A 23,766-nucleotide genomic window follows, 5' to 3' on the forward strand; every position below is an offset into this window, starting at 1 on the left:
CAATTCCCATGCCCAAGCATATGTCCGCAGACAATCCTTACCTTGCCGCGCGACTTGAGTGGAACGAACGCTACGGCGGTTTTGTCCGGGCTGCCAACAGCTGGCGTCTGGTCGCCGTCATCTCGATGGTCATGGCCCTGATCGGGATCAGCTATGCGCTCTTTCAGAGCACTCAGGTCAAGCTGGTACCCTACATCGTCGAAGTCGATCGGTTAGGAACCCCAGCGTTGGCGGGTTTCCCCGAGCAAATCGAGTATGCAGACCCGCGGGTCGTGCGATCCATGCTTGGCGGCTTTGTCGCCGGGTTCAAGTCGATCACGCCCGATGCCGTCGTCCAAAAGCAATACATCGACCGCACCTATGCGTTGCTGCGGACGACCGACCCGTCGACGGAAAAGGTGAATGCCTGGTTTCGGGGCGCAAATCCATTTGAGCGGGCCCGGACCGTCACGGTCTCCATCGAAATCAACAACGTCGTAGCCCTGTCCAACCAGTCCTACCAGATCGACTGGACCGAGTTCGAGCGCGACCGACAGGGCAAGGAACTCGCGACCAGGCGCTTTCGGGGCATCGCGACCGTAACGCTCTCCCCACCACTGGATGAGGCCACCATTCGCCTCAACCCCATCGGCCTTTACATCCGCGACTTCGATTGGACGGCCCAGCTGTGATCTTACCCAAGTTTTTTGCCATGACACCAATCCGACAGCACCACGGCCGCACCCTCGTGTCGCTCGCCTGCTTGTTCCTCACGTCAAACGTGGCCCTGGGGCAGGACATGACTGCCAATGAGACCAAAGGCACGAGCCTATCCAGCCAGTGGCAACACGGCGAAGGGCTCGTCACGCACGGGCCAGACGGCAAGGTTGTGTTCCTCTATGGGGAAGTGCAGCCGTCCGTCGTTTGCTCGCCCCTTCAGGTTTGCGACATCGAGCTGCAACCAGGGGAGGTCGTCAGAGATGTACTGGTCGGCGACAGCGTCCGCTGGAAGGTCGAGCCGGCCACCTCCGGCGCAGCCGGCGCTCAGGCCGTGCATCTGATCGTCAAGCCGTCGGAACCTGGTATCGAAACGTCCATGGTGGTGACCACCTCGCGGCGCACCTACCACATCCGTCTCAAGTCCCATCATGCCGACTACATGGCCCGGGTGGGCTTCGAATATCCCGACGATGTCGCGGCCCGGCTCGACGAAATCAACCAGCGGATGGAAGCCAGCATCATCGGCGGGGCAGGGGTCCCGGCCGAGAACCTCGATTTCGGATTCCGCACCGATGGCGCTGCCCGCTGGAAGCCCACCCGCATCTATACCGACGGGCTCAAGACCTACATTCAATTTCCCTCGGCGCTTGCCGGCAGCGATGCGCCGGTCCTGTTCGTGATCTCCGGCGGCGAAAATCGGATCGTCAACTATCGGCTGCAGAGCAACATGATGGTCGTCGACTACCTCATCGACCACGCAGTGCTTGTATCGGGCGTCGGCAACCGGCAGCAGAAAATCACAATTCGGCGGGGACAATGAAAAAGATCGCGCAGTTCGTTTTCGCACGGCAGATGCTCATTTTGGTGGGTCTGGCAACGAGCCTGGCCGGCTGCCAGACCTTCGGTCTCGGCACCTCTAGCGTCCTGGTCAGTACCGACCATGCACAAGTATCCGCGGCAGCTGCAGCTGTGATCGCCGAGGATCTGGTCGGGCGTCTCGCTGAGGTCGTCGGCCCGGGCACCGGCACGGTTTCGCTCCAGCCCGACGACTCGGCCTTTGCCCTCGCCCTGGAAACATCATTGCGGGACTGGGGGTATGCGGTCGCGGTTGATCAGAAGACCGATAGCGAGACCATCATACCAGTCGCCTATGTGATCGACGCATTCGAGGGGAGCGTGCTTGCGCGCCTCTCGACAAATACCGTCGATCTCGGTCGCGCCTATTCGCTGACCGAAACCGGTGCAACGCCAGTGAGTCCCCTATCGGTTCTGCAGCGCAGTTAGGAAGGCAGCAATGGCATCGCTCGATATCTCGTCGGAGCCGCGTGGTGGTACAGGCGGCCCCAAGGTCCGTCGCCTCAACCGCCTTCCTGTCATCATCGCCATTGCCCTCACGGTGATCTTTTCGGTGGTCATCATCTATGGGATTTCAACGAGGGGCATCTATGGACCGGGAGGGCAGGGGCTCGATGACACCGGTGGACTGCCCGCCAGCAGCTTCGGAGACCGTCTCAAACAGGGCGTACCCGACGGGGTCATCGAGGCACCGCAACCGGAGCCCATCCGCGTGCAACCAGAGCCGACGCCTGTTGTCCCCGCGGCAAATCCTTTCCAGCCAGCACCACCAGCGGCATCATCCCCAACGCCGACTGGCCCAGTTGTGGAACCAGAGGAGGATTGGCGCGCCCGACTGCATCGGGAGCAGGAGGAGCAAATGCTGCGCGAGCTACATCGGCAAAGGATGGCCAGTTTGCAGGCCGACCAGGCGGCACAGGACTCCCCTACTGCCGTCGATCTCAAGGACTTAGCGGTCCGCAGCGGCGAACCATCGAACCCTGCCGCACCCGGGGCAGGGCGCCCTGACCTTGCGGGCCTCTATGCGGCTTCGTTGCAAGGAGCCGGGCAAGAGAACGTCGATCCCAATGGTCAGGCTGCCAAGGAGAATTTTTTCAATCAGGATCTCAAGGATCTGGGATATCTGCCCAATCAGGTCGTGGCACCGATTTCGCCCTATGAGCTAAAGCGGGGCTCGGTTATTCCCGCGACCTTGATCACGGGCGTTAATTCCGACCTTCCGGGGCGGATCATCGCCCAGGTCAGCCAGCACGTCTATGACAGCGCAACGGGACACCATGTCCTTATTCCACAGGGGACTCGGCTCTTCGGCCGCTATGATTCCAAAGTCACGTTTGGACAGCGGCGGGCGTTGGTCATCTGGACGGACATCGTTTTTCCGAACGGCTCAACGCTTCAGATCGGCGGCATGGCGGGCGCCGACATGCAGGGGTACGGTGGGTTCTCTGACCAAGTCGACAACCACTATTTTGAGGTGTTTGGATCAGCGATTCTAGTCGCTGCCATCGGCGCAGGCATCGACATGGCCCTTCCGGATGACCGAGGCTCAGCAGACAACAGCGCCACAGATGCCGCTCGGCGATCATTTGCAGAAACTTTCAGCGAAGTCGCAGACCGCACCATTGGTCAGAACATGGATGTTCAGCCAACATTGGAAATCCGGCCGGGATACTTGTTCAATGTGTTGGTAGACCAGGACATGGTATTCCCGGGTCCATTTTGACGAATAGGGATGGTGGATAGCGAAATGGTCCTGCCGAGGTGATCCGGACATGTCCGATTTGGGGCCGGAGAACGAACCCGCTGCGCGGGAGGGTGGCCGCGGTGGGATAGCGGCCAGCGCCACCTTCGCCTTGAACACCGGCGTGTGATTGCGGCGGGGTCGTCTCGTCATACTCGCTCCTGCTCGCGGCCATATTGGCCGCCATCAGGCACAAAATCCACTCAGGCAACTGTCCGAATTTCCCGAGCCACCTCTTCTCGAGATGGCCGAGCAAATCGAGATGCTAACGACGCGTATCGAAAAACTCGACACGAAGATTGTCGCGGCAGTGAAGGCAGATGAGACCGCCCGGCGACTGACTAGCATCCCAGGCGTCGGACCGATTATCGCTGCGACAGTCCGAGTCACCATTCAGGATCCCCCAGCATTCAAAACGGGCCGCGATCTTGCCGCCTGGATCGGAATTAGTCCGCGAGCCAACTCCGGCGGTGGCAAGGAGCGGCTTGGCCGAATATCAAAACAGGAAATAAGCAGTTGCGTACGCTGCTGATCGTTGGCGCGACGTCGAACCTAGAACAAGCTCGCAGGGGCGTGGAGCTGCCCTCGTGGATCATCTCGCTGATGGCACGCCCGCCATATACGGGTCGTAGCCGTCGCGCTGGCCAACAAGATTGCCCGCACAATCTGGCGCTTCTCGTCAAAGGCGGCACCTACCCAGGCACCCACGATCATGACGAGCGCATAGAACAAAAGGAATTCCGGCTTCTCGCGCCGGGATCAAGCGGCAAGGTGCCAAAGCATGATGAACCCGAGGGACGATATCTCGATGCCGACCAGACCGTCTGACGCACTGCGCCTTCGAGCGCGTGAATTTGATTAGGCGATCGGTATCGCGGATCTCATCGTGGCCAGCGGTCAAGGGCCGCGCCAATAGGCCGGACATATGACTGCACCGTCCGACGGCGATTTATGCGACGAACACCTTGCTAACCGGGCCGTTCCACATATGCGTCAGAGCCAAATTTACACGCCGAAACACACCGCATCCCGCTTGCCCTCATCACAGAAATTGGCCTTCCTATACAGACCCTGTTTCGCAAACGACCCAAGCAAATGGCGACCATCGGGAAGTGAGCCGATGGTCACCGCCTTAATGATTTACCGGATCGAGCGAGGTGATTGTGGCGTTCAAGTCCGGCACAATGCGCCGAACTTGCGCTGCGATGAACATAACTGCCACCGGGTCTCCGAATGTGCCGGCAGACGGGGGCCCGATCACCCGCAGGGTTTTTTTGAATCGTGCCATCGCTTCCAACGCCTTCGCAATTTGCGGTAACATCGAAACCCAAGCCGTTTTCGTGCACACTTAGCATGCCCTGCTCGACGAGCGAAACGAGGACAGGATTATCGGACAAAGCGGATCTAGCATCTAGACCCGTACAGTTTATCACCAGATCGTAATCTCTGCGTAGCCGCGTCTTGTCAGCGCCGACTTGCATATCGGCTGTCACATTCAATGATTTTGCCGGTGCGTCGACATTAAGGAGGGTGGCAGCAAGAAAACGGACGCGGCCCTTTGCCTCTGCTTTGCGAACCATTTTATCGTTCATCACAGGGGCGCGAAAGCGATGCACATCATAGTAGACCCGCAGCTTTTTCAGGAAGCGTTGCTGCTCATCGATCGGCAATTGCGGCCAAAGCTTCCATACCGTGTCCCGAACGGCGTCGAAAGGATCATGCCAGCTTCCGCCCGCTTCCTGCACGCGACTGATTTCGGTACGCAGGGCGCGGCACCACCGACGGATAGAAGGAACTTCGTCCGCAAGAAAAGTGGGAACTGGCGCATCCGTATTCGGCACTTTCGGTTTTGCTGCCGCCGCGTCCTCGGATGGGCGTTCAACAATGTCGGGAGCATGTGCTGAGGGGCGTAGTCCGCGTCGGGAAATGACCGTTATATCGCATTGAGGGCGCTCCCGCAGCAATGTCGAAACAACATCAAGCGCGGTCAGACCACTGCCGACGACAAGAGCCCTGGCATTGTCAGCGACGTCGAGCAGACGCCGCGGCTCAAGCGGGTTGGCTACGATCGCCGGGTGCAAGTGGGCAGAAGCGGGAAACGGAGCGCGCAAGGAAGGCTCAGGATTGCCGGTCGCGATAACTAAAAGCTCGGCAGTCAGAACGCCGTGTTCTTTGGTCTCAACCTGATAAATCTCGTTAGCGCAGGTGACAGAGATGGCGACATCACGGACGTGTCGAAGCGTCGACCCGCACTTGGCCTCGCGCGCTTGCTTTGAAACTGTGTAGGAAAAGAACGAGCCGAGGTCGCCGCGCCGAAGGAATGCGTGTCCTGCAGGACCGAGGCAATCGGGGTCTCGATCGAGGATCCGCTCTGCCAAGCACCACTGCAACAACTCATCGGGGCAGGCTGGGTCTATCATATGGCCTTCCAGCGGTCCGTTGAGTCGGTGGTCTGGATCCATTGTTGAATAGGCTAGCCCCGCTCCGATCACTTCGCGTGGTTCAATAACGGTGATCGCAACTGGAACGTCGGTTGTACGCAGGACTTGAACCGCCAGGGTTGCCGCGCTGAAGCCGCCACCCACGATGATCATCCGTCGCATGGCGGCACCTTTGATAGGGGTAGAAACCTCGGCATCTTGCATTTGGGCCTCATCTTGGTTCATCTAATCGCTCCGGCTTCTTTTCGTCATGTGGACACTGCCTGCCGCAGTTCGACATTTGACTCCGTTGTTTTTGCATGGCTCCCAGAAAGGAGCCTAACCACCTGCCGCCGTCATCAACCCCGTTCGCGCTGGGCGACAGCACGCCGGTTTGGGCGCAGCCCTCAAGGAATTGGCATTGCAGGCTTTCTGAGTTTGCATGTGACGCTGCTGGTGCTCGGTTTTGTCCCAATCATGCCGCTTGTCGGACAGGAACCGTCGGTGTGGCGTCGGCCAGAACGACCTAGACCTTCTCCAGGGCGTCGATTGCTTCTGGCGTCTGCGTCAGCCGGTGGACCAGTCGCAAGGATCCGGCAGCGGTGAAGCCGCCATCCACCGGGATCGCGGCGCCGTTCACAAAGGTCGAATCGCTTGACGCCAGAAACAGCACCACTTTGGAAATCTCGTCGATTTCACCATGCCGTCGCGCAGGGCTGGCGTGGCGCATCGCTGTGAAATGGGGGAAGCCAGCGGAAAGCTCACTGATGATCGTGCCCGGGCAGACCGCATTCACTCGGATTCCGAATTCGCCCAACTCGGATGCGGCGGTGCGCGTTAGGCCCAGAAGCGCAGTCTTGCTACAGGAATAGGCCACGCATTTCACGCCCACGAAGGATGCCAGCGAACCGATGTTGATGATCGAGCCGTGCCCGGCCGCCTTCATTACGGAGCCGACATGCTTGATACCTAGAAATGGCCCGGTGATGTTCACGCCCATCACGCGGGACCAATCCTCAATTGATGTATCCAGCGTACCGTGCTGGTTAATAATTCCGGCATTGTTGACCAAAATTGAGATGCGGCTCTTCCAGTCCAGCACCGCCTGAACGACGCCCCGCCACTCATGCTCTTGCGCGACATCCAATTTGAAAAACTTGATTTCGTGACCGGCCTTCCGCATTTCTGCTGCGAAACGCTCACCTTCTTCGATCAGCACGTCGCAGATCGCGACGGCCGCTCCAGCTTCGGCGAACAGCCGGGCTTGGGACGCCCCCTGACCTCTTGCGCCCCCGGTGATGATGGCGACCTCTCCCGCAAGCCTTTCCATGTGTTCAGCTCCCCCTTCACTCACAGCTCTGACTAGCTCCAAATTTAGCGTGGTCGTGAAACGGAAAGCAATTCCTCTATTGATCGTCTTTTAGATTTCACCTACCGTTCGCGAATTTTCGATACCCGTTTGCCGGTTCGACAAATTAACATGCCGTAGCATGCTCAATTTGCTGCAGATTTTTGATAGAAATTCGGAAGCGGCGGTGTGCGGCCCCCGGTGAACATGCTTAAATCAGAATGATATATTAATATTGACCAATTTTCCGATACAGCATAGCGTTCTTCCGCAGGGCTCAGACGACAGTTGGTAGCCAGGCTTTAGAGCGCTTCCGTTGTCTTGGGCGGAACACCTTTTTGAGTGGCACGGAGAAAAGTCGACCGCCCCCGCGAGGTGTGAGCGGCTCTGTCGGTGTCGGAGATGCGGCCATCTGCAATGCTTGTGAAATATCCCATCGTCACGCAGCTCAAAATCGCCTTTCCCGGAGTTTCGATCTCGGTGCTGATCGCCGTCGCGGCGCAGTTTCTCTCGGAGCATTACGGGGCCCCCGCGATGTTGATGGCATTGTTGCTGGGGCTGGCGCTGAACTTCTTGTCTGAAGAAGGAACGCAGACCGCCCCAGGCGTCGCAATCGCCTCAAAGACTATTCTGCGTCTCGGGGTGGCGCTTCTTGGTGCGCGCATCTCGGTGGATATGCTGAGCGGCCTGGGGGGCTGGATGATCATCCTGATAATATCAGGAGTCGTGGCGACGATCCTGTTTGCCCTGGCCGCATCGCGTTTGTTTGGGCGTGGGTGGGGCTTTGCATTGCTGACCGGCGGATCGGTTGCGATATGCGGTGCGTCTGCGGCTATGGCCATCGCTTCGGTTCTGCCAAAGACCGAACGATCCGAAAGGGATCTGATCTTCACCGTGCTTTCGGTCACGGTCCTATCGACCGTTGCGATGATCCTTTATCCAATCTTGTCACAGGCACTGGGTTTTTCATCGCGCGCGGCTGGGGTTTTCTTGGGCGGGACCATCCACGACGTGGCGCAAGTGGTCGGCGCTGGCTTCTCCATCGACAATGAAACCGGAGAAAACGCCACGCTGGTCAAACTGGTGCGCGTCGCGATGCTGGCACCGGTTGTCTTGGCTATCTCGATTGTCGTGCGACCGTCGGAGACATCCCAAGCACCGGACAGCCAGAAACGGCAACCTTTGCTGCCCAGGTTTTTGATCGGGTTTCTTGTTCTTGCCGGCGTCAATTCGGTTGGTTTTATCCCTGACAGCGTCGGCAACTATCTGGCGGAGATATCCCGATGGGCATTGTTGATCTCGATCGCGGCGGTAGGGATCAAGACATCGCTTAAAAAGATTCTCGGGGTCGGTCCTGTCGCCATTGCGCTGATCGTGCTCGAGACGCTGTTTCTGGGGTCATTCATTCTTGGCGGGCTGCAACTGCTGGTGTGACCGACGCGACCTGGCAGGCCGCGGTGCGCAACTGGCCGGGCGGACTAATGGTGGAGCAAAAGATCGGCATGTCCAGCGCACCTGAAGCTTGGGTGGTTGCTGCAATAGCAGCCTTCCTTATTGGCATGGCGAAGGGCGGTTTGGCCAATGTGGGGGTTATCGCCGTTCCCTTGATGTCCCTGGTCAAGCCGCCGCTTACCGCTGCCGGATTGCTGCTCCCGATCTATGTCGTTTCTGATGCATTCGGCGTCTGGCTTTATCGGCACCGGTATTCTGCCTCCAATCTGCGCATCCTGATTCCTTCGGGATTTTTTGGGGTCCTGATTGGCTGGTTATTGGCCGGGCAGATCTCCGACGCGATTGCCAGTGTCATTGTTGGTTTCACCGGCTGCGGCTTCGTGGCTGTGCTGCTGGCACGACGAGGGGTGCCATCGGTGCCGCGTCAAGCCAACGTGCCCAAAGGATGGTTTCTGGGGGTGGCCACCGGCTTTACCAGCTTTTTGACTCATTCCGGTGCGGCGACCTTCCAGATGTTCGTGCTGCCGCAACGGCTGGACAAGACCATGTTCGCGGGCACATCAACGCTTACCTTTGCTGCCATAAACCTATTCAAGATTCCGTCCTACTGGGCATTGGGACAGCTTTCGACTTCCTCGGTCATGTCCGCGCTAGTGTTGATTCCGGTGGCCGTGGCCGGGACGTTCGCAGGTGTTTTTGCGACGCGCAGGCTATCGACATCCTGGTTCTTCATTCTGGTCCAGGCGATGTTGCTGGTGGTCTCCATTCAGCTTCTGTGGAGGGGAATGTCGGATATCCTGAACTAGCTGGAGATCGCAATGTCAGAACGCTCAATCAATCAGAATGTAATCTTGACATAGAATACCGTTCCGATTTATTGCTTCGAGTGAAGCTGCCCGTCCGCTGAGATGTCATGACATTTTCCCCGCTTGATTCCGCCCTGCTTGGACCGTTGTTCGCGACCGATGAAATGCGCACGGTCTTCTCCGAACGGCGTTTTTTGGCGGGAATGCTTCGTGTTGAAGTGGCCCTGGCGCGCGCGCAGGCGGCAGAGGGCCTTGTCAGTTCGGAATTGGCCGACGCGATCGAGGTTGTTGGTACTGCCGGGTTGGACCCCGAGGCGATGGCGGCGACTACTCGCATGACAGGAGTGCCCGCAATATCGTTCGTCCGTGCGGTGCAATCGGCCCTGCCGCCCTCACTGGCGGGTGGATTTCATTTCGGCGCCACCAGTCAAGACATCGTGGATACGGCCCACGCGCTCCAGCTGGCCGAGGCACTCGATATTATAGAAGTCGATTTACACGCCACTGTCAGCGCAATGATGAATCTGGCCGCTGCTCACTGCAATACACCCTGTATCGGGCGCACGGCCTTGCAGCACGCAGCGCCAGTTACGTTCGGCTACAAGGCGTCCGGCTGGTGCGTTGCCCTGGCGGAGCATCTGGTGCAGCTTCCCGCGCTGCGAAAGCGGGTTCTGGTGGCGTCGCTAGGGGGGCCGGTTGGTACCCTTGCCGCGATGGAGGAGCGGGCCGACGCTGTACTGGAGGGTTTCGCTGCGGACCTGGGGTTGGCCATTCCCGCCCTGGCCTGGCACACGCAGCGGGCCCGGATCGTCGAGGTGGCCAGTTGGCTGGCCATATTGCTGGGAATTCTGGCAAAAATGGCCACCGATGTCGTTCACTTGTCCTCCACGGAAGTGCGCGAGCTTTCCGAACCTGTAGCGCCGGGCAGGGGGGGCTCCTCGGCGATGCCTCACAAGCGGAACCCGATTTCCTCGATTACCATCCTGTCCCAGCATGCTGCGGCAGGGGCCCAGCTCTCCATTCTCGTGAACGGCATGGCCAGTCTGCACGAACGTCCGGTGGGGGCGTGGCATTCGGAATGGTTGGCTCTGCCGACGCTGTTCGGCCTTGCCGGCGGTGCCGTGCGCGAGGGCAGGTTTCTGGCCGAGGGGCTGCTGGTCGATGCCGACCAGATGGGTCGCAATCTACAATTGACCAATGGCCTGATTTTCAGCGACGCGGTAGCCGGCCAGTTGGCAAAGCACTTGGGTCGGGCCGAGGCTTATGCCGCTGTCGAGGATGCCGCCGCCGAGGTGTTGCGTTCAGGCGGCAGCTTTCAGGGTCAGCTGAACCAGCGCCTGCCCGATCACCGCGACGCTATCGCTATTGCTTTTGATACGACGCCGGCGATCCAGGCCGGGGCCGCCCGCTGCCGTAGTGCGCTGGATCATGTGGCTCGTATTCTTGGACCCGCCTCTACCATCGGATTTCAAGGAGGCTAATGACGTGACGACACTGTTTGAGGCGACGACCATCCCGATTTGCGAGGGCCCGCGCGACCAGACCGCCGAGATCCTTTTCGAGATGCCGCCGGGTGCGTGGGATACCCATTTTCATGTTTTTGGCCCAGTTTCATCGTTTCCATACGCAGAACACAGGCTCTATTCCCCACCGGAGTCGCCACTTGAGGATTATCTGGTGTTGATGGAGGCTTTGGGGATCGAGCGCGGCGTTTGTGTCCATCCGAATGTTCATGGTGCCGACAATTCGGTGACGCTCGACGCAGTTGCGCGGTCCGATGGTCGTCTGCTGGCGGTGATCAAGCCACATCACGAGATGACTTTTGTTCAGCTGCGGGACATGAAGGCGCAGGGGGTCTGCGGGGTACGTTTTGCCTTCAATCCGCAGCATGGCTCGGGCGAGTTGGATACTCGTTTGTTCGAGCGTATGTTGGACTGGTGCCGCGACCTAGGCTGGTGCGTAAAATTGCATTTCGCGCCCGCTGCGCTGGACGGTCTGGCTGAACGTTTGGCGCGCGTCGATATTCCGATCATCATCGATCATTTCGGGCGGGTGGACACCGCGCAAGGTGTGGATCAGCCGCACTTCCTGCGTTTGCTCGATCTGGCCAAACTGGACCATGTCTGGATCAAGCTTACGGGGGCAGATCGTATTAGCGGTTCCGGCGCGCCATATGACGATGTCGTGCCCTTCGCGCACGCTTTGGCAGATGTGGCGCCCGACCGCCTCCTCTGGGGTTCGGATTGGCCGCATTCAGGCTATTTCGATCCGAAGCACATACCCAATGACGGCGACTTGTTGAACCTTTTGGCGCGTTTTGCCCCCGATGCTGAACTGCGTCGTAAGATCCTTGTGGACAACCCGCAGCGCCTGTTCGGGGCTGCTTGAGGAGCCGAGCCGATGCAACCTTTCGTCTACGAAACAGCCCCAGCGCGCGTCGTTTTCGGGCGCGGCACTTCGCAGAATCTGCGGCGGGAACTTGAGGCCCTGAATTTTGGCAGGGCGCTGGTTCTTTCCACGCCCGACCAAAAAGAACAATCGCTGCGAATTGCCCAGGGCCTGGGTTCTCAGCTGGCGGGGTCGTTCCACGCCGCTGCCATGCATACGCCTGTCGAGGTCACCTTGCAGGCGCTTGAGGTGCTGAAGGATGTGCAGGCCGATTGCATCGTGGCGATTGGCGGCGGCTCAACCATTGGGTTGGGCAAGGCACTGGCCCTGCGCACCGATCTGCCGCAGATCGTCGTCCCGACGACTTATGCCGGCTCGGAAATGACGCCGATCCTGGGAGAGACGGAAAACGGGCTGAAGACCACACAGCGTAATCCCAAAGTGCAGCCGAGGGTGGTTCTCTACGATGTGGACCTGACTGTGACGCTTCCGGTGCAGGCCTCGGTTACATCAGGCATGAATGCGATCGCCCATGCGGCCGAGGCATTATATGCGCGGGACGGCAATCCGGTGATCTCGCTGATGGCCGAAGAGGCGATCCGCGCGCTGGCCCATGCCCTGCCGCGTATCGTTGCCACTCCCGACGATATCGAAGCGCGCAGCGATGCCCTCTATGGCGCGTGGCTGTGCGGAACGTGCCTGGGTTCGGCCGGAATGGCGTTGCACCATAAGCTCTGCCACACCCTCGGCGGAAGTTTCGATTTGCCACATGCCCCGACCCACACGGTCATCCTCCCCTATGCGCTCGCCTATAATAGTGATGCGGCCAGGCCCGCAATGGCAGCCATCGCGCGCGCGCTGGGCATGGCGGATGCAGCGATGGGCATGAGAGCGTTGTCCATGCGGTTGGGCGCCCCGACATCGCTGCGTGAGTTGGGCATGGCAGAAGCCGATCTTGACCGCGCCGCCGACCTGGCCACGCAAAATGCCTATTGGAACCCGCGACCCATCGAGCATGGGCCGATTCGTAACCTTCTGGGACGGGCCTGGGCTGGAACTCCGGTCTGAAGGACCTAGAGGACAGTCAATTCATTGATCTGAAGTCACCAACGAGGAGATATGGGATGAACGAGAACATTGCGATCCGCAAATTGGGCCGCCGACTCCGATTGGGCATTGCCGGTGGCGCGGGTCATTCGCTGATTGGTCCGGTTCACCGGGAGGCGGCTCGGCTTGACGATTTGTTCTCTCTCGATGCTGCGGTGCTGTCCAGTAACGCGGAACGCGGGGATGCTGAGGCCGCGGCTCTCGGAATTCCGCGCTCCTATTCGTCCACCGCCGAGATGTTCGCAATGGAGAAGGCTAGGCCCGACGGTATTGAGGCCGTTGCCATAGCCACGCCGAATGACAGCCATTACCGGATTCTGTGCGAGGCGCTGGACGCCGGGTTGCATGTAATCTGCGACAAGCCTTTAACCTCCACGAAGGCCGAGGCCGACGACGTGCTGGTGCGGGCGAAGGCCGCGGGCAAGGTTGTGGTCCTGACCCACAATTATTCTGGCTACGCCATGGTACGCCAAGCCCGCGCCATGGTCGCCGCCGGTGAACTTGGGAAAATCCACCAGATTCACGGGGTCTACGCTCTGGGCCAGATGGGCCGTTTGTTCGAGGCCGACGAAGGGGGCGTGCCTCCGGGGATGCGTTGGCGGATTGATCCTGCGCGCGGTGGCGACAGTCACGCCCTGGTGGATATCGGCACCCATGTGCACCATCTGGCTACCTTCATCACGCAGTTACAGGTCGTTGAGGTAATGGCCGATCTTGGGCCGGCGGTTCAAGGCCGCGCGGCCCATGACAGTGCCAACGTCATGTTCCGTATGGAAAACGGAGCTTTCGGATCGTTCTGGGCCACCAAGGCGGCATCGGGGGCCAGCAAGCTGGCGATCGAAGTCTACGGTGACAAGGGCGGCGTCCTGTGGGAGCAGGCCGACGCCAATAACTTGCTACATATGCGGCAGGGCCAACCCCCAGCCCTGATTGGTCGACAAGTTGCCGGGCTGCATCCTGCGGCAATCCGCGCGATGCGGGGGCCGGGTTATCATTTCGTGGAAGGCTATCGCGAGGCCTTTGCGAATATGTACGTGGATTTCGCCGAACAGATCTTGGCCATGATGGGCAAGGGGGCCGCAGATCACCTGGCATTGGAAGCGCCGTCGGTCGTGGACGGCCTGCGCTCCATGGCGTTCATCGAAGCCTGTGTGGCGTCGTCGCAGGACCGCCAATGGCGGCAGGTGGAGCAAGTCAGTTGATCTCTCAGCGGCTTCGGCATTTTTCCCGGGCTGGCGGCTCCCCGCAGCTCCCTCCGGTGGAAAGAACGGGTAATCAAAATAATATTCTGATTTTAAAGGATGTTCCAGACAGCTGATTATTCCTGAAATTTAGGGCTCTTTCGGCTGTAGCAATTGACTAAAAGCCGAATTTAAGGGTAATTAAACAAACGCTGTTCGTATTATTTAAACAGGTGAGTGATGGCGATATTCCTGGAAGGCTGGCCGATGGTTTCATCTGAATACCCGGCCAGAAGCGTTGAGGCGCACCCGGCCTATCTGACGCCAGACTATGTTTTCACGCGAAAGCGTGCGCCGACTCGACCGCTGCGGTTAATTCCTCAGTCTGCGACGGAGCTGTATGGCCCGGTTTATGGACAAGAGAGCGTCCGTCCGGGGGATAACGACCTGACCCGTCAGCACGAAGCTGAGCCGGTGGGGGAGCGGATTCTGGTGACGGGGCGCGTGACCGACGAAGACGGGCGGGGTGTCCCTAATACGCTGCTAGAGATCTGGCAGGCCAATGCCGCCGGTCGCTATATCCACAAGCTTGACCAGCATCTTGCCCCGCTTGATCCAAATTTCTCGGGGGCAGGGCGTACGGTTACGGGGGCTGATGGCTCTTATTCCTTCATCACGATCGTGCCGGGCGCCTATCCGGTCGTGGGGCTGCACAATGTCTGGCGCCCGCGCCACATCCATGTGTCGTTGTTCGGTCCGTCCTTCGTGACCCGCTTGGTTACCCAGATATATTTCGAGGGCGATCCGCTGCTGAAATATGACACGATCTACAACACGGCGCCCGACATCTCGAAGCGCAGCATGGTGGCGCAGTTGGACATGGGCGCCACGCAATCCGAATGGGGCCTGACCTATCGCTTCGACATCGTTCTGCGTGGGCGCAACGGCAGCTATTTCGAGGAACCCCATGACCACTAAGACCCCACTGACCATCACCCCCTCGCAGACTGTCGGGCCTTTCTATGCCTATTGCCTGACCCCGGAGGACTACGGGACGCTTCCACCGCTGTTCGGCGCGCAGCTTGCGACCGAGGACGCCGAAGGGGAACGGATTACGATCCAGGGAACGATCACGGACGGAGAGGGGGCCATGGTTCCCGATGCCTTGATCGAGATCTGGCAGCCGGACGGGCAGGGGCGTTTTGCTGGAGCCCATCCAGAGCTGCGGAATTCGGCCTTCAAGGGCTTCGGGCGCCGCCACTGTGACAAAAGCGGAAACTTCAGTTTCCAAACCGTGAAGCCTGGCCGGGTGCCCACTGCCGACGGCGTGATGCAGGCACCCCATATCGCTTTGTCGATCTTCGGCAAGGGATTGAACCGCCGGCTCTATACGCGGATCTACTTCGCAGACGAGGCATCGAATGCCGAGGACCCCGTTCTGTCGATGCTGTCCGAGGATGAGCGCGTGACCCTGATCGCCACCTCTGAATCGCCCGCCGCATATCGCCTCGACATCCGCCTGCAAGGCGACGGCGAAACGGTGTTTTTCGAGGCCTGAGTCGGCCGGCAAGTTTGCGGGGATCCGTCCGCCGCAATTGTGTTTCGCTATAGACGCCACGGCTGCCGCATGCCGCCGGGTGGAAGGGCCTTGCAAGGCCTGTCAACGGCGGAGTAAAATCCGGCCAGGCGGCGGAGTAAAACCAGGCCACTTGTGGCCCACGCATGAGACACCCGGGAGGGCGTAGCCCAAGCGGGGGTCTCATGCGTGTGCGGCGGTTTTCTGGGGGTTCAGCCAGCCTTGCGGGCGCGGCTTTGAGCGAGACGATAGCTGTCGCCGTTCATCTCGAGGATGTTGACGTGGTGGGTGATGCGATCGAGCAGTGCACCAGTCAATCGTTCCGATCCCAAGGTCTCGGTCCATTCGTCAAACGGAAGATTGCTGGTGATCAGGGTGGCACCCCGTTCGTAGCGTTGCGAGATCATCTCGAACAGCAGCTCCGCGCCGGTCTTGGAGAGCGGCACGAAGCCCAGTTCGTCGATGATGAGAAGCTGGCAGGCGGCCATCTGCTTCTGGAAGCGGAGCAGACGCCGTTCGTCACGAGCCTCCATCATCTCGCTGACCAGGGCGGCCGCTGTGGTGAAGCCGACGGACAGGCCCTTCTGGCATGCGGCCAGGCCGAGACCGAGTGCAACATGCGTCTTTCCTGTGCCGCTCGGGCCGAGCGCAATGACGTTCTCGCGCCGCTCAATCCATTCGCATCGGGCCAGTTCCAGCACCTGCATCTTGTTGAGCTTGGGGATAGCGGCAAAGTCGAAGCTGTCCAGGCTTTTGACGACGGGGAATTTGGCGGCCTTGATGCGGCGCTCGACCTTGCGGCGATCGCGTTCGATCATCTCCCTTTCGGAAAGCCGGAAGAGGTATCCGATATGATCGACACCCTCGGCGGCACATAGCCGGGCCAGTTTCTGGTACTCGCGCTGGAATGTCGGCAGCTTCAGGGTCTTGAGATAGTGCGCGAGAAGAATCTCCGGTGCTTCGACGGTCATACCGCTTCCTCCTCATGCGCGGAAAGCAGGCGCATATACGCTTTCGCCGATGTCGTCTCGACCGTCGCCCTCGGCAGGTAGGGGTAGATGGACAGGTCCAGTCGAGGCGGTCGACGTTCCACCCGGCACAGGATCAGATGTTTGACGGCATCGAAGCCGATGGCTCCGAGCTGGAGGGCCTGTTTTACCGCCGCATGCAGGTCTGCAAGTTCAAAGCTCTCCAGCAGGCGCAGGACCTGCACGTACTCACGCCGGCCGTGCTTTGCCATGCGGGCCTCCATCAGACGGCGCAGCGTGGCGAACTCTTCCGGCAAGTCCCAGCCCTGGAGAGGCGCTGCCTGATCCAGCGAATTGATCTTTTGCTCGATCAGCGGCAGGTAATGCACAGGATCGAAGATGACGTCTTCTCGTTCCCAGCTCCGGGGATGGCGGGCGATAGTCTCGCCGCGGCAGCCGATCACCACTTCGTTGACATAACCCCTGACCCAGACATCCTGATGGCCATAGGCGACCGGGACGGAATAGTCGTTGGTCTTGTAGCGAACGAGCGACTGGGCAGTGACTTTCGCACTCGCCTGATCGCAGGCATCGAATGGAGATGCCGGCAACGCACGCATGGCAGCCAGATCGCGCTGCAGTCGTTCCCCGATCGTCTCGCTCTCACCACGCAGCCTGTCGCGCTGGCGCTTGCGGCATTGCTCTTCCAGCCAGGCGTTGAACGCCTCCCATGTCGCAAACTGCGGGATCGGCACCATGAAGTTGCGCCGGGCATAACCGACGAGACCCTCGACGTTCCCCTTGTCGTTGCCCTTTCCCGGACGACCATAACGATCCCGGATTAGGTAGTGGGACAGGAAGCCGCTGAACAACGCAGCCCGCTTGCGGGTGCCGTCGGGCAGGATCTTGGCGACAAGGCAGCGGTCGTTGTCGTAGACAATTGATTGCGGTACGGCCCCGAAGAAGGCAAAGGCGTGGATGTGGCCGTCGACCCAGGCTTCGGCCACCGCCGCCGGATAGGCTCTGACGTAGCAGCCATCGCTGTGGGGCAGATCGAGTACGAAGAAGTGGGCCTTCCGCTCCACGCCGCCGATCACCACCATCGCCTCGCCGAAGTCGGCTTGCCCATGACCCGGCGGATGCGACAGCGGCACGAACACCTCCTGGCGACGCTGATCCCGCTCGCGCATGTAATCCTTGATGATCGTGTAGCCGCCGGTGAACCCGCGCTCGTCACGCAGCCGGTCAAACACTCGCTTGGCCGTATGGCGCTGCTTGCGCGGCACCTTCACGTCCTCATCAAGCCAGTGATCGATCGTCGAAACGAACGCATCCAACTTGGGCCGCCGGATCGGTGATCGCCGCTGGTAACCGGGAGGCGTCGAATAGGACAGCATCTTGGCAACGCTGTCGCGCGATATGTTGAAATGCTTTGCAGCCTGACGCCGGCTCATGCCTTCCGAGCAAGCCAGTCGAACCCTCAGATATAATTCCACGGTGTAGATCCCCAGGCCCTCCTGCATACGTCGCAGAAGGAAAATAGGTGGCCGACTTTTACGCCGCCCGAAGCGGGACAATCCCGCCGCTACCGTGGTCTAATTTTGCACCGCCGCTCTCAAACGCTTCTAACACCGACAAATTATTGGTGTAGGTCAATCAGGGTAGGGCCAGACCAATCTGGCGCTGGGTTGAACGTGCCACATTACGGAATTTCGATCACCATCTGGCCTTGGCCGGCTCAGTCACAGGGGTCTTTCGCGAAAGTATGCGGAAGCGGGAAGGGAATGTCCCAAATCTTCCGCAGCCTGCTTCAATGGTCCTGCCGCTTCGATAATTGCGTCGCGATCGAACACCGCTGTCGGTCCCGCGACTGAGACTGTTCCCGCTATGCGACCGTCGGTCAGGCGGATCGGCATGGCGATGGAACTAATTCCGGGAAGAAGGCTATTGACGGCAAAGGCGTAGCCGCGCTGACGGATTTCTTTCAACGCTTCCAGCAGCTGGCTTGCCGAAATGATGGCGCCGGGACCGGACGTAGGTTGCGAAAATCCCTCGGCCGCAACTTTCATCAGCGCCTCATCGTCGCTGAAGGTCGAAAGCCAGGCCAGTCCACTGGCGGAGGTTGCCAAATGTGCGGTGCCATTATTGTCACTGCCGGGGTCGTAGCGAAGGCCGCTGGTGGCACCTTGCGCCTTGGCAACAAAGACAAGTTGTGCACCATCCGTGACGCTGAGGCGGATTAATTGCCGTGTGCTGGCCGCCAGCCGTTCCAAGATGGGATGAACGATCTCGGCCACCCCACTTTGAGCAAGATAGCTCAGAGCTATGGCGGGAAACTTCATGCGTAAAGCATAAGCGCCTTTGGCAGCATCCTGAAAGACGTAGCCATAGCTGACCAGCTGGTTCAGAATGCGGTGGGTTCCACTCGCCGGCATGCCTATTGAATTTGCAACTTGGCTGACGGACAGACCTTCCGGAAAAGAGGATAACAGTTCAAGAATCGAAAGACCCCGCTCAAGTGTCGAACTCATAACCTGTCCTCTGCCAGACGAAACATCATTGTGGGGTGCCACACGGAACAGCATTATTGGGCTGTTTCAATCACTTCTTATATATATCTTGCGGGCTGGCGCCAGCCAAGCGTTCAATGAATGTCCACGGCTTTGGCGGATCGCACAAGGGATACCATACCGTTCCGATAAAAATAATAATGCCATTCCGGTATTGACCGATATTATTTTTTAGCGGATTGTTCTGACAGTAGAAATCGAAGTTTACGAAAAACACTCTTCGGCGAGGCTGTTATGGCGATTTCGCGACAGGCTGGCTATGCTGGTACTGCTTGTGAAGGAATGGCCTACTGAACGGTGGCCCTTCTGAACAAGTCGGAAATTTATGACTATGCGTAAATTGCTTGTCCCATCGGAGCGTTCTGTCGCGGCGGAATACGATGTGGTGGTCGTCGGGTCTGGCGCGTCGGGACTTGCTGCGGCTGTGACTGCGGCCCATCATGGGCTGCGCGTAGTGGTATTGGAAAAATTCCGTCAGTTCGGCGGCACCTCCGCTTGGTCAGGGGGTTGGCTGTGGGTGCCACGCAATCCCTTGGCGACAGAGGCTGGCATTGTGGAAGACAAGGATACACTTCGACAATTCCTGACGGCCGCAATGGGCGAGCATTATCCTCGAGAGCGAGTTGAAGCGTTTCTGGATGCGGCTCCCGCCATGGTTCGCTTTTTCCGCGACGAGCTTGCAATGGCCTGGACCGACGGCAATCGGTTGCCTGACATGCTTGGCAGGTTGCCGGGTGCTGGCACTGGTGGTCGATCCGTAACGGCCGCGCCGTTCGACGGCCGCAAGTTGGGGGCAGAGGTGCATCGAATGCGGCCGCCCAAGCCCGAAACATCGTTTCTGGGAATGGGGATCGCCTCGGGTGCCGACCTGTCGCACTTCATGAACACTACGCGTTCCTTTCGATCGTTCTTTCATGCTGCCCGGCGAATGGTTGCGCATCTGTGGGACCTGGCGTTGCACAGGCGCGGGATGCACCTGGTCGGAGGGAATGCGCTCGTGGCCCGCTTGGCTGAGATCGCTTTCCGTCAAGGGATTGAGATTCATACTTCGACGCCAGTTGCGCGGCTGATGCGCGCGCCGGGCGGGCGTGTTTTGGGAGTTTCGCTCACCGATGGGCGAAGCATCCGGGCGAGGTCCGGCGTGGTTTTGGCCGCAGGTGGGTTTCCTTGGGATCCAATCCGCCGCCAGCAACACTTTCCGCACAATCCGACGGGTCAGGAACACTGGCCAGCGGCCCCATCTGAAAACTCCGGCGACGGCATCCGCATGGGGGAGTGGATTGGGGGCGTGGTCCACCGCAATCTCGCCCAACCGGCAAGCTGGGCACCGGTGTCGATCGTACCTTATCCCAATGGTCAGTCTGGTCACTGTCCGCATTTGCTCGAACGCGGCAAGCCTGGAATCATCGCTGTCCGTGCAAATGGCCGTCGCTTTGCCAATGAAGCCAACGGCTATCACGAATTCATGGGTGCGCTTCAGCAGATAACGCCGGAAGGCCAGTTGCCGCGTTGCTGGCTGATTGTGGACAGCCTGTTTCTGCGGCGTTACGGGCTGGGAATGGTCAAACCCGCGCCGGTGCCGTTCCGGCATCATATCCGCTCGGGATATCTCAAAGTCGGCGCCAGCCTCGAGACGCTTGCCGCGACCTGCGGGATCGACCAGCAGGCACTTCTCCGCACTGTGGCAGAGTTCAACAAAAATGCCGAAAACGGTACGGATCCCGAGTTCGGGCGCGGAGAGACCCCCTTCAATCGCGGTGTTGGCGACCCCGCGGTCAAGCCCAATCCATGCGTGGCCCCGATCCGCAAAGGCCCATTCTATGCCGTCGAGATCCGCACCGGAAGTCTGGGGACGTTCATGGGGCTGACGGTTGATAGCCGCGCCCGCGTTGTCGATGCAGAAGATCGTCCGATCGAGGCTCTTTATGCTGTTGGCACCGATGCAGCTAGCATCATGGGCGGCACCTATCCGGCGGGAGGCATCAATCTGGGACCCGGAATGACCTTTGGGTTCGTGGCTGGCCGGGACCTCGCTGGGCTGGCGCCGATCAACGAAGGCCAACAGGAGAAAGCGGCAAACTCTATCTGAAGTTCGATCGGCACCTCGCTCAGAAAAGACGATACCTGCCCAGAGTACTGTTTCGCCAGTTCTATATCCGACAGACACATCGCAAGCCCCGCTCCATCCAGTTGATGGCGGTATGGAGCGTTCACGATCGTCAAAACAGTAATCGGAGACCTGTTCATCGATGCAGCTAGACGAGTATTCGGGCTGGCAAGATTTCTATACGCAGCGGATTGGCCCAGAGTAGCGACCGACCATTTCATCCACGGTGAGAAGCTGAATGCCTACAGCGGTAGCCTGGGCAATCAGCATCCGATCAAATGGATCTTTGTGAATCGGTGGAAGGCTATCGACCGCGACAGCGTGTTCGCTGGTTATCGGCAGCTCCACATATCCATTGTCGAGCAAGCCTCGGCGCAACAATCTCGGATCGACCTGAAAATCGTCTCGACCCAAACCCCGCTTGATGGCAACTTCCCAGAGGCTGACTGGGCTAAAGACAAGCTCCGTCTCCGGATCCTCCAGCACATCACGCGCCGCATTGGGCAGCCGATCCGGCTCACCTGCCGCCCAGAGCAAAATATGCGTATCGAGCAGAACCTTCATTCGCCGGAGCCGAATAGCTGCTCGATCTCATCCCCACCCATGCGGTCAAAATCGTCTGGCACGGTAAACTGCCCGCTCATGAAGCCCAGTCGGCGCGCTTCCGAAATGGCGGGCCGATCGAGTGGCACGACCCTCACCATGGGCTTGCCAGCTTTGGCGATAATAAAAGACTCTCCCTTTGCCGCCCGCTCGATTAGACGCGAGAGGTGCGTCTTGGCGTCATGAATGTTGACCGTTTGCACCGTCATCTCCTGTTTGACTTAGTTTAATGAACTTAGTTCATTCATGCTTTGGCCGCAAGTCCGATTGAATGTGATTGAACGCCATGGCCACTGGAACACCAAATAGGCGTGTCCACGCCGTCACCGCCACCCTCTGGATGGCGACGATATTGGTCGAGCCGGTCCACCAGCCATTTGCCGTCGCCACAGTTACATCCGGAGTAAACAACATGGAATGTAGGACGGGCCAAACCAGCAACTGTTCGTAGCAGAGCAGCACGGCTAGCCGCAGGCCGTCGAGCGTGACCACGGGGTTTCCAAAGAAATCCGCATTGGCGCCATCGGAAGTCCAGGGCTGCCACATCGAAACCGGCACGGGCATGCGCTGGCGGTAGAGTACGGCTGAGCTTCCTGCCGCGACCGAGACCATGAGGTTGTCGTAACCCGTCTCGGTCAAGACTACGGCGCCGCCAACAACTGTCACGTCGAGATCCGCAAGCCCCCGCCGCCACAGAGCCTCGATGGTCGGGGTCCAAATGCCAAAGGCACTCTCAGGCAGTACAACGACTTCTGCACCGTCGGCCGCGGCTTCCCTAACCAATGCCATCGTCGAAAGTTGCTGGCCATAATCGGCATATTGATCCCGTCCCGAAACGAAGCTCGTGTCGATTCCTCGCCACCTGGCCGGCGACGCGGGATCTGTCCACGTAACTGCAGAAAAAAGCGCGAGTGCGCCGATGATGACAATAGCAGGCCACCGAAACCTGGTGGTGGAGACCATCAGCACGACGATGGTCACGCCCAACCCCCACCAACCCCATCCCGGGAATATGATGCCAGTTGCGGTGACTGGATTGGCCCACCCCACAATTCCGAGTGGCGGCACCGACATCAGCACATTGGCGAGAACGTAGTTGCGGGCTTGTCTCCACCCCTCTCGCCTCGACCAGCAGGCAGCATGGACGCCGACAAAGGCCAGCGACGCACCCACCCATAGTGACAGGCCCAGGAGAATATCGCTTCCGAAGAAGTTGGAAACGCCTTGGGGCAGTCCGCGTGAGGCACCAAGAAAATAGGCGCTGGCAATGAGTGCCGCGCTGAAACGCGACCCCGCCAAACTCCACACGGCCGGGAACACCATGGCCAAAGGCAAGGTCCATGGATCCCCGCTCCAACCGACAACACCAATTGCCGTGGCTCCCAGCGTCAGAACCAGGAGCCGACCCGGGCTATTGCGCCATGACCGCAACGGGATTGGCCAGACCGAGAATGCCATCGTCCGGGAGCGGCCCGAAATAGCGCGAGTCATAGGAGCCTCCGAAGGGGGAATGCAGAAAAACGGAGTTAGGCGGAACACGGCCACCTGAACATGCAGGCAGCGACCGGCCAGCGGCGTCGACTGAATGAACAGCCGAACTCGGCAAGATAGCGCCATCGATGCGGACGGCCGTGTCGATTTCGATGTCCTGGCCCGCAACCGCAACAACGGTCTTGATCAACGGCCCGGTGCCGCCGGGGCAGAGCCCCTTCGGCAGGTAGCCCCGCTTGACGGCCAGCACGAATGCCAAGGTCTCTGGCGGACAGATGAAGACAAGATCGCCGGCAGCCACCTCTCGATCGAGCGGTTCGATCCGCCAGAGCCCGAGGGGGTAGCTGGGCGTGAGGTTGAGGCGCAGTCCTCCCCAAAAGCCCGCAACGAACACGGAGATGACAATCCCGGTGCCGATAGCCAGAATGCCGGCGGCCGCCTTTTGCTGCCGCAT

Annotated in this window: 22 protein-coding genes and 1 pseudogene; 14 read left to right on the forward strand and 9 right to left on the reverse strand. The window is 59.5% G+C overall.

Annotated features, from left to right (window positions below):
• Positions 1 to 8: 8 nt before the first annotated feature.
• From trbF to BES08_RS34885, 5 genes and pseudogenes are all read left to right on the forward strand, one after another.
• Positions 9 to 671, forward strand: coding sequence for a conjugal transfer protein TrbF (trbF, locus tag BES08_RS30450; RefSeq protein WP_069710331.1), 663 nt, complete (start codon positions 9 to 11; stop codon positions 669 to 671).
• Positions 672 to 691: 20 nt separating this feature from the next.
• Positions 692 to 1,519, forward strand: coding sequence for a P-type conjugative transfer protein TrbG (trbG, locus tag BES08_RS30455; RefSeq protein WP_083274952.1), 828 nt, complete (start codon positions 692 to 694; stop codon positions 1,517 to 1,519).
• Entirely contained in the window at positions 1,516 to 1,983 is a 468-nt protein-coding gene (gene trbH, locus BES08_RS30460; protein ID WP_069710332.1) for a conjugal transfer protein TrbH, read from the forward strand. The genes trbG and trbH overlap by 4 nt, the downstream gene beginning before the upstream one ends.
• A 10-nt stretch (positions 1,984 to 1,993) precedes the next feature.
• The gene (gene trbI, locus BES08_RS30465; protein WP_069710333.1) at positions 1,994 to 3,277 is read left to right on the forward strand and encodes an IncP-type conjugal transfer protein TrbI; all 1,284 of its coding nucleotides are present in this window, start codon (positions 1,994 to 1,996) and stop codon (positions 3,275 to 3,277) included.
• Positions 3,278 to 3,530: 253 nt separating this feature from the next.
• A pseudogene (locus tag BES08_RS34885) lies at positions 3,531 to 4,022 on the forward strand (transposase); the annotation flags it as partial.
• A 397-nt stretch (positions 4,023 to 4,419) separates the two neighbouring features.
• On the opposite strand, the gene BES08_RS32515 reads toward BES08_RS34885, so the two are convergent.
• Both BES08_RS32515 and BES08_RS30480 read right to left on the reverse strand, forming a co-directional pair.
• Entirely contained in the window at positions 4,420 to 5,961 is a 1,542-nt protein-coding gene (locus BES08_RS32515) for an FAD/NAD(P)-binding protein (protein WP_083274954.1), read from the reverse strand.
• Positions 5,962 to 6,241: 280 nt separating this feature from the next.
• Positions 6,242 to 7,045, reverse strand: coding sequence for an SDR family NAD(P)-dependent oxidoreductase (locus tag BES08_RS30480; protein ID WP_069710336.1), 804 nt, complete (start codon positions 7,043 to 7,045; stop codon positions 6,242 to 6,244).
• Between the two features lie 435 nt (positions 7,046 to 7,480).
• On the opposite strand from BES08_RS30480, the gene BES08_RS30485 reads away from it, so the two are divergent.
• The 8 genes from BES08_RS30485 to pcaG all read left to right on the forward strand — a co-directional run bounded on the left by BES08_RS30485 (position 7,481) and on the right by pcaG (position 15,555).
• On the forward strand, positions 7,481 to 8,497 hold the full coding sequence (locus BES08_RS30485) for a YeiH family protein (RefSeq protein ID WP_069710337.1): 1,017 nt from the start codon (positions 7,481 to 7,483) through the stop codon (positions 8,495 to 8,497).
• A 68-nt stretch (positions 8,498 to 8,565) separates the two neighbouring features.
• On the forward strand, positions 8,566 to 9,321 hold the full coding sequence (locus BES08_RS30490; RefSeq protein WP_069710396.1) for a sulfite exporter TauE/SafE family protein: 756 nt from the start codon (positions 8,566 to 8,568) through the stop codon (positions 9,319 to 9,321).
• Positions 9,322 to 9,428: 107 nt separating this feature from the next.
• Complete coding sequence (locus tag BES08_RS30495) at positions 9,429 to 10,802, forward strand: class-II fumarase/aspartase family protein (protein WP_069710338.1); 1,374 nt, start codon at positions 9,429 to 9,431, stop codon at positions 10,800 to 10,802.
• Positions 10,803 to 10,806: 4 nt separating this feature from the next.
• Entirely contained in the window at positions 10,807 to 11,709 is a 903-nt protein-coding gene (locus tag BES08_RS30500) for a 4-sulfomuconolactone hydrolase (RefSeq protein WP_197524558.1), read from the forward strand.
• A 12-nt stretch (positions 11,710 to 11,721) separates the two neighbouring features.
• On the forward strand, positions 11,722 to 12,777 hold the full coding sequence (locus tag BES08_RS30505) for a maleylacetate reductase (protein ID WP_069710339.1): 1,056 nt from the start codon (positions 11,722 to 11,724) through the stop codon (positions 12,775 to 12,777).
• 56 nt (positions 12,778 to 12,833) lie between these two features.
• Positions 12,834 to 14,018, forward strand: coding sequence for a Gfo/Idh/MocA family protein (locus tag BES08_RS30510; RefSeq protein ID WP_069710340.1), 1,185 nt, complete (start codon positions 12,834 to 12,836; stop codon positions 14,016 to 14,018).
• A gap of 219 nt (positions 14,019 to 14,237) precedes the next feature.
• On the forward strand, positions 14,238 to 14,975 hold the full coding sequence (gene pcaH / locus BES08_RS30515; RefSeq protein ID WP_156800080.1) for a protocatechuate 3,4-dioxygenase subunit beta: 738 nt from the start codon (positions 14,238 to 14,240) through the stop codon (positions 14,973 to 14,975).
• The gene (gene pcaG / locus BES08_RS30520; protein ID WP_069710341.1) at positions 14,965 to 15,555 is read left to right on the forward strand and encodes a protocatechuate 3,4-dioxygenase subunit alpha; all 591 of its coding nucleotides are present in this window, start codon (positions 14,965 to 14,967) and stop codon (positions 15,553 to 15,555) included. Before pcaH ends, pcaG begins: the two co-directional genes overlap by 11 nt.
• Before the next feature lie 230 nt (positions 15,556 to 15,785).
• Here the strand turns inward: pcaG and istB are convergent, their stop codons facing one another.
• The 3 genes from istB to BES08_RS30535 form a co-directional block, all read right to left on the reverse strand.
• Entirely contained in the window at positions 15,786 to 16,544 is a 759-nt protein-coding gene (gene istB / locus BES08_RS30525) for an IS21-like element helper ATPase IstB (protein ID WP_069710342.1), read from the reverse strand.
• A complete protein-coding gene (gene istA, locus BES08_RS30530; RefSeq protein ID WP_069710399.1) occupies positions 16,541 to 18,037 on the reverse strand; it encodes an IS21 family transposase in 1,497 nt (498 codons plus the stop codon). The genes istB and istA overlap by 4 nt, the downstream gene beginning before the upstream one ends.
• 246 nt (positions 18,038 to 18,283) lie before the next feature.
• A complete protein-coding gene (locus BES08_RS30535) occupies positions 18,284 to 19,072 on the reverse strand; it encodes an IclR family transcriptional regulator (RefSeq protein ID WP_069710400.1) in 789 nt (262 codons plus the stop codon).
• Between the two features lie 370 nt (positions 19,073 to 19,442).
• On the opposite strand from BES08_RS30535, the gene BES08_RS30540 reads away from it, so the two are divergent.
• Positions 19,443 to 21,200, forward strand: a complete 1,758-nt coding sequence (locus BES08_RS30540; RefSeq protein WP_156800086.1) for an FAD-dependent oxidoreductase — start codon at positions 19,443 to 19,445, stop codon at positions 21,198 to 21,200.
• A 195-nt stretch (positions 21,201 to 21,395) separates the two neighbouring features.
• Here the strand turns inward: BES08_RS30540 and BES08_RS30545 are convergent, their stop codons facing one another.
• From BES08_RS30545 to traF, 4 genes are read right to left on the reverse strand one after another with little or no spacing between them, the layout of a single operon-like run.
• A complete protein-coding gene (locus BES08_RS30545; RefSeq protein ID WP_069710344.1) occupies positions 21,396 to 21,782 on the reverse strand; it encodes a type II toxin-antitoxin system VapC family toxin in 387 nt (128 codons plus the stop codon).
• Positions 21,779 to 22,024: a type II toxin-antitoxin system Phd/YefM family antitoxin gene (locus BES08_RS30550; protein WP_069710401.1), complete on the reverse strand. Its 246-nt coding sequence runs from the start codon at positions 22,022 to 22,024 to the stop codon at positions 21,779 to 21,781. The genes BES08_RS30545 and BES08_RS30550 overlap by 4 nt, the downstream gene beginning before the upstream one ends.
• A gap of 37 nt (positions 22,025 to 22,061) precedes the next feature.
• A complete protein-coding gene (locus BES08_RS30555; protein ID WP_338043885.1) occupies positions 22,062 to 23,312 on the reverse strand; it encodes a conjugal transfer protein TraB in 1,251 nt (416 codons plus the stop codon).
• Complete coding sequence (gene traF, locus BES08_RS30560; protein WP_069710345.1) at positions 23,233 to 23,766, reverse strand: conjugative transfer signal peptidase TraF; 534 nt, start codon at positions 23,764 to 23,766, stop codon at positions 23,233 to 23,235. Before traF ends, BES08_RS30555 begins: the two co-directional genes overlap by 80 nt.

Origin of the sequence: Novosphingobium resinovorum, from assembly GCF_001742225.1 — a bacterium.
Classification (GTDB): Bacteria; Pseudomonadota; Alphaproteobacteria; order Sphingomonadales; family Sphingomonadaceae; genus Novosphingobium; species Novosphingobium resinovorum_A.

What these genes read in the sequence shown, in the direction of transcription:
- trbF (WP_069710331.1), top strand. Translation starts at nt 9, where the DNA reads ATGCCCAAGCATATGTCCGCAGACAATCCTTACCTTGCCGCGCGACTT.
- trbG (WP_083274952.1), top strand. Translation starts at nt 692, where the DNA reads ATGACACCAATCCGACAGCACCACGGCCGCACCCTCGTGTCGCTCGCC.
- trbH (WP_069710332.1), top strand. Translation starts at nt 1,516, where the DNA reads ATGAAAAAGATCGCGCAGTTCGTTTTCGCACGGCAGATGCTCATTTTG.
- trbI (WP_069710333.1), top strand. Translation starts at nt 1,994, where the DNA reads ATGGCATCGCTCGATATCTCGTCGGAGCCGCGTGGTGGTACAGGCGGC.
- BES08_RS32515 (WP_083274954.1), bottom strand. Translation starts at nt 5,961, where the DNA reads ATGAACCAAGATGAGGCCCAAATGCAAGATGCCGAGGTTTCTACCCCT.
- BES08_RS30480 (WP_069710336.1), bottom strand. Translation starts at nt 7,045, where the DNA reads ATGGAAAGGCTTGCGGGAGAGGTCGCCATCATCACCGGGGGCGCAAGA.
- BES08_RS30485 (WP_069710337.1), top strand. Translation starts at nt 7,481, where the DNA reads ATGCTTGTGAAATATCCCATCGTCACGCAGCTCAAAATCGCCTTTCCC.
- BES08_RS30490 (WP_069710396.1), top strand. Translation starts at nt 8,566, where the DNA reads ATGTCCAGCGCACCTGAAGCTTGGGTGGTTGCTGCAATAGCAGCCTTC.
- BES08_RS30495 (WP_069710338.1), top strand. Translation starts at nt 9,429, where the DNA reads ATGACATTTTCCCCGCTTGATTCCGCCCTGCTTGGACCGTTGTTCGCG.
- BES08_RS30505 (WP_069710339.1), top strand. Translation starts at nt 11,722, where the DNA reads ATGCAACCTTTCGTCTACGAAACAGCCCCAGCGCGCGTCGTTTTCGGG.
- BES08_RS30510 (WP_069710340.1), top strand. Translation starts at nt 12,834, where the DNA reads ATGAACGAGAACATTGCGATCCGCAAATTGGGCCGCCGACTCCGATTG.
- pcaH (WP_156800080.1), top strand. Translation starts at nt 14,238, where the DNA reads ATGGCGATATTCCTGGAAGGCTGGCCGATGGTTTCATCTGAATACCCG.
- pcaG (WP_069710341.1), top strand. Translation starts at nt 14,965, where the DNA reads ATGACCACTAAGACCCCACTGACCATCACCCCCTCGCAGACTGTCGGG.
- istB (WP_069710342.1), bottom strand. Translation starts at nt 16,544, where the DNA reads ATGACCGTCGAAGCACCGGAGATTCTTCTCGCGCACTATCTCAAGACC.
- BES08_RS30535 (WP_069710400.1), bottom strand. Translation starts at nt 19,072, where the DNA reads ATGAGTTCGACACTTGAGCGGGGTCTTTCGATTCTTGAACTGTTATCC.
- BES08_RS30540 (WP_156800086.1), top strand. Translation starts at nt 19,443, where the DNA reads ATGCGTAAATTGCTTGTCCCATCGGAGCGTTCTGTCGCGGCGGAATAC.
- BES08_RS30545 (WP_069710344.1), bottom strand. Translation starts at nt 21,782, where the DNA reads ATGAAGGTTCTGCTCGATACGCATATTTTGCTCTGGGCGGCAGGTGAG.
- BES08_RS30555 (WP_338043885.1), bottom strand. Translation starts at nt 23,312, where the DNA reads ATGACTCGCGCTATTTCGGGCCGCTCCCGGACGATGGCATTCTCGGTC.
- traF (WP_069710345.1), bottom strand. Translation starts at nt 23,766, where the DNA reads ATGCGGCAGCAAAAGGCGGCCGCCGGCATTCTGGCTATCGGCACCGGG.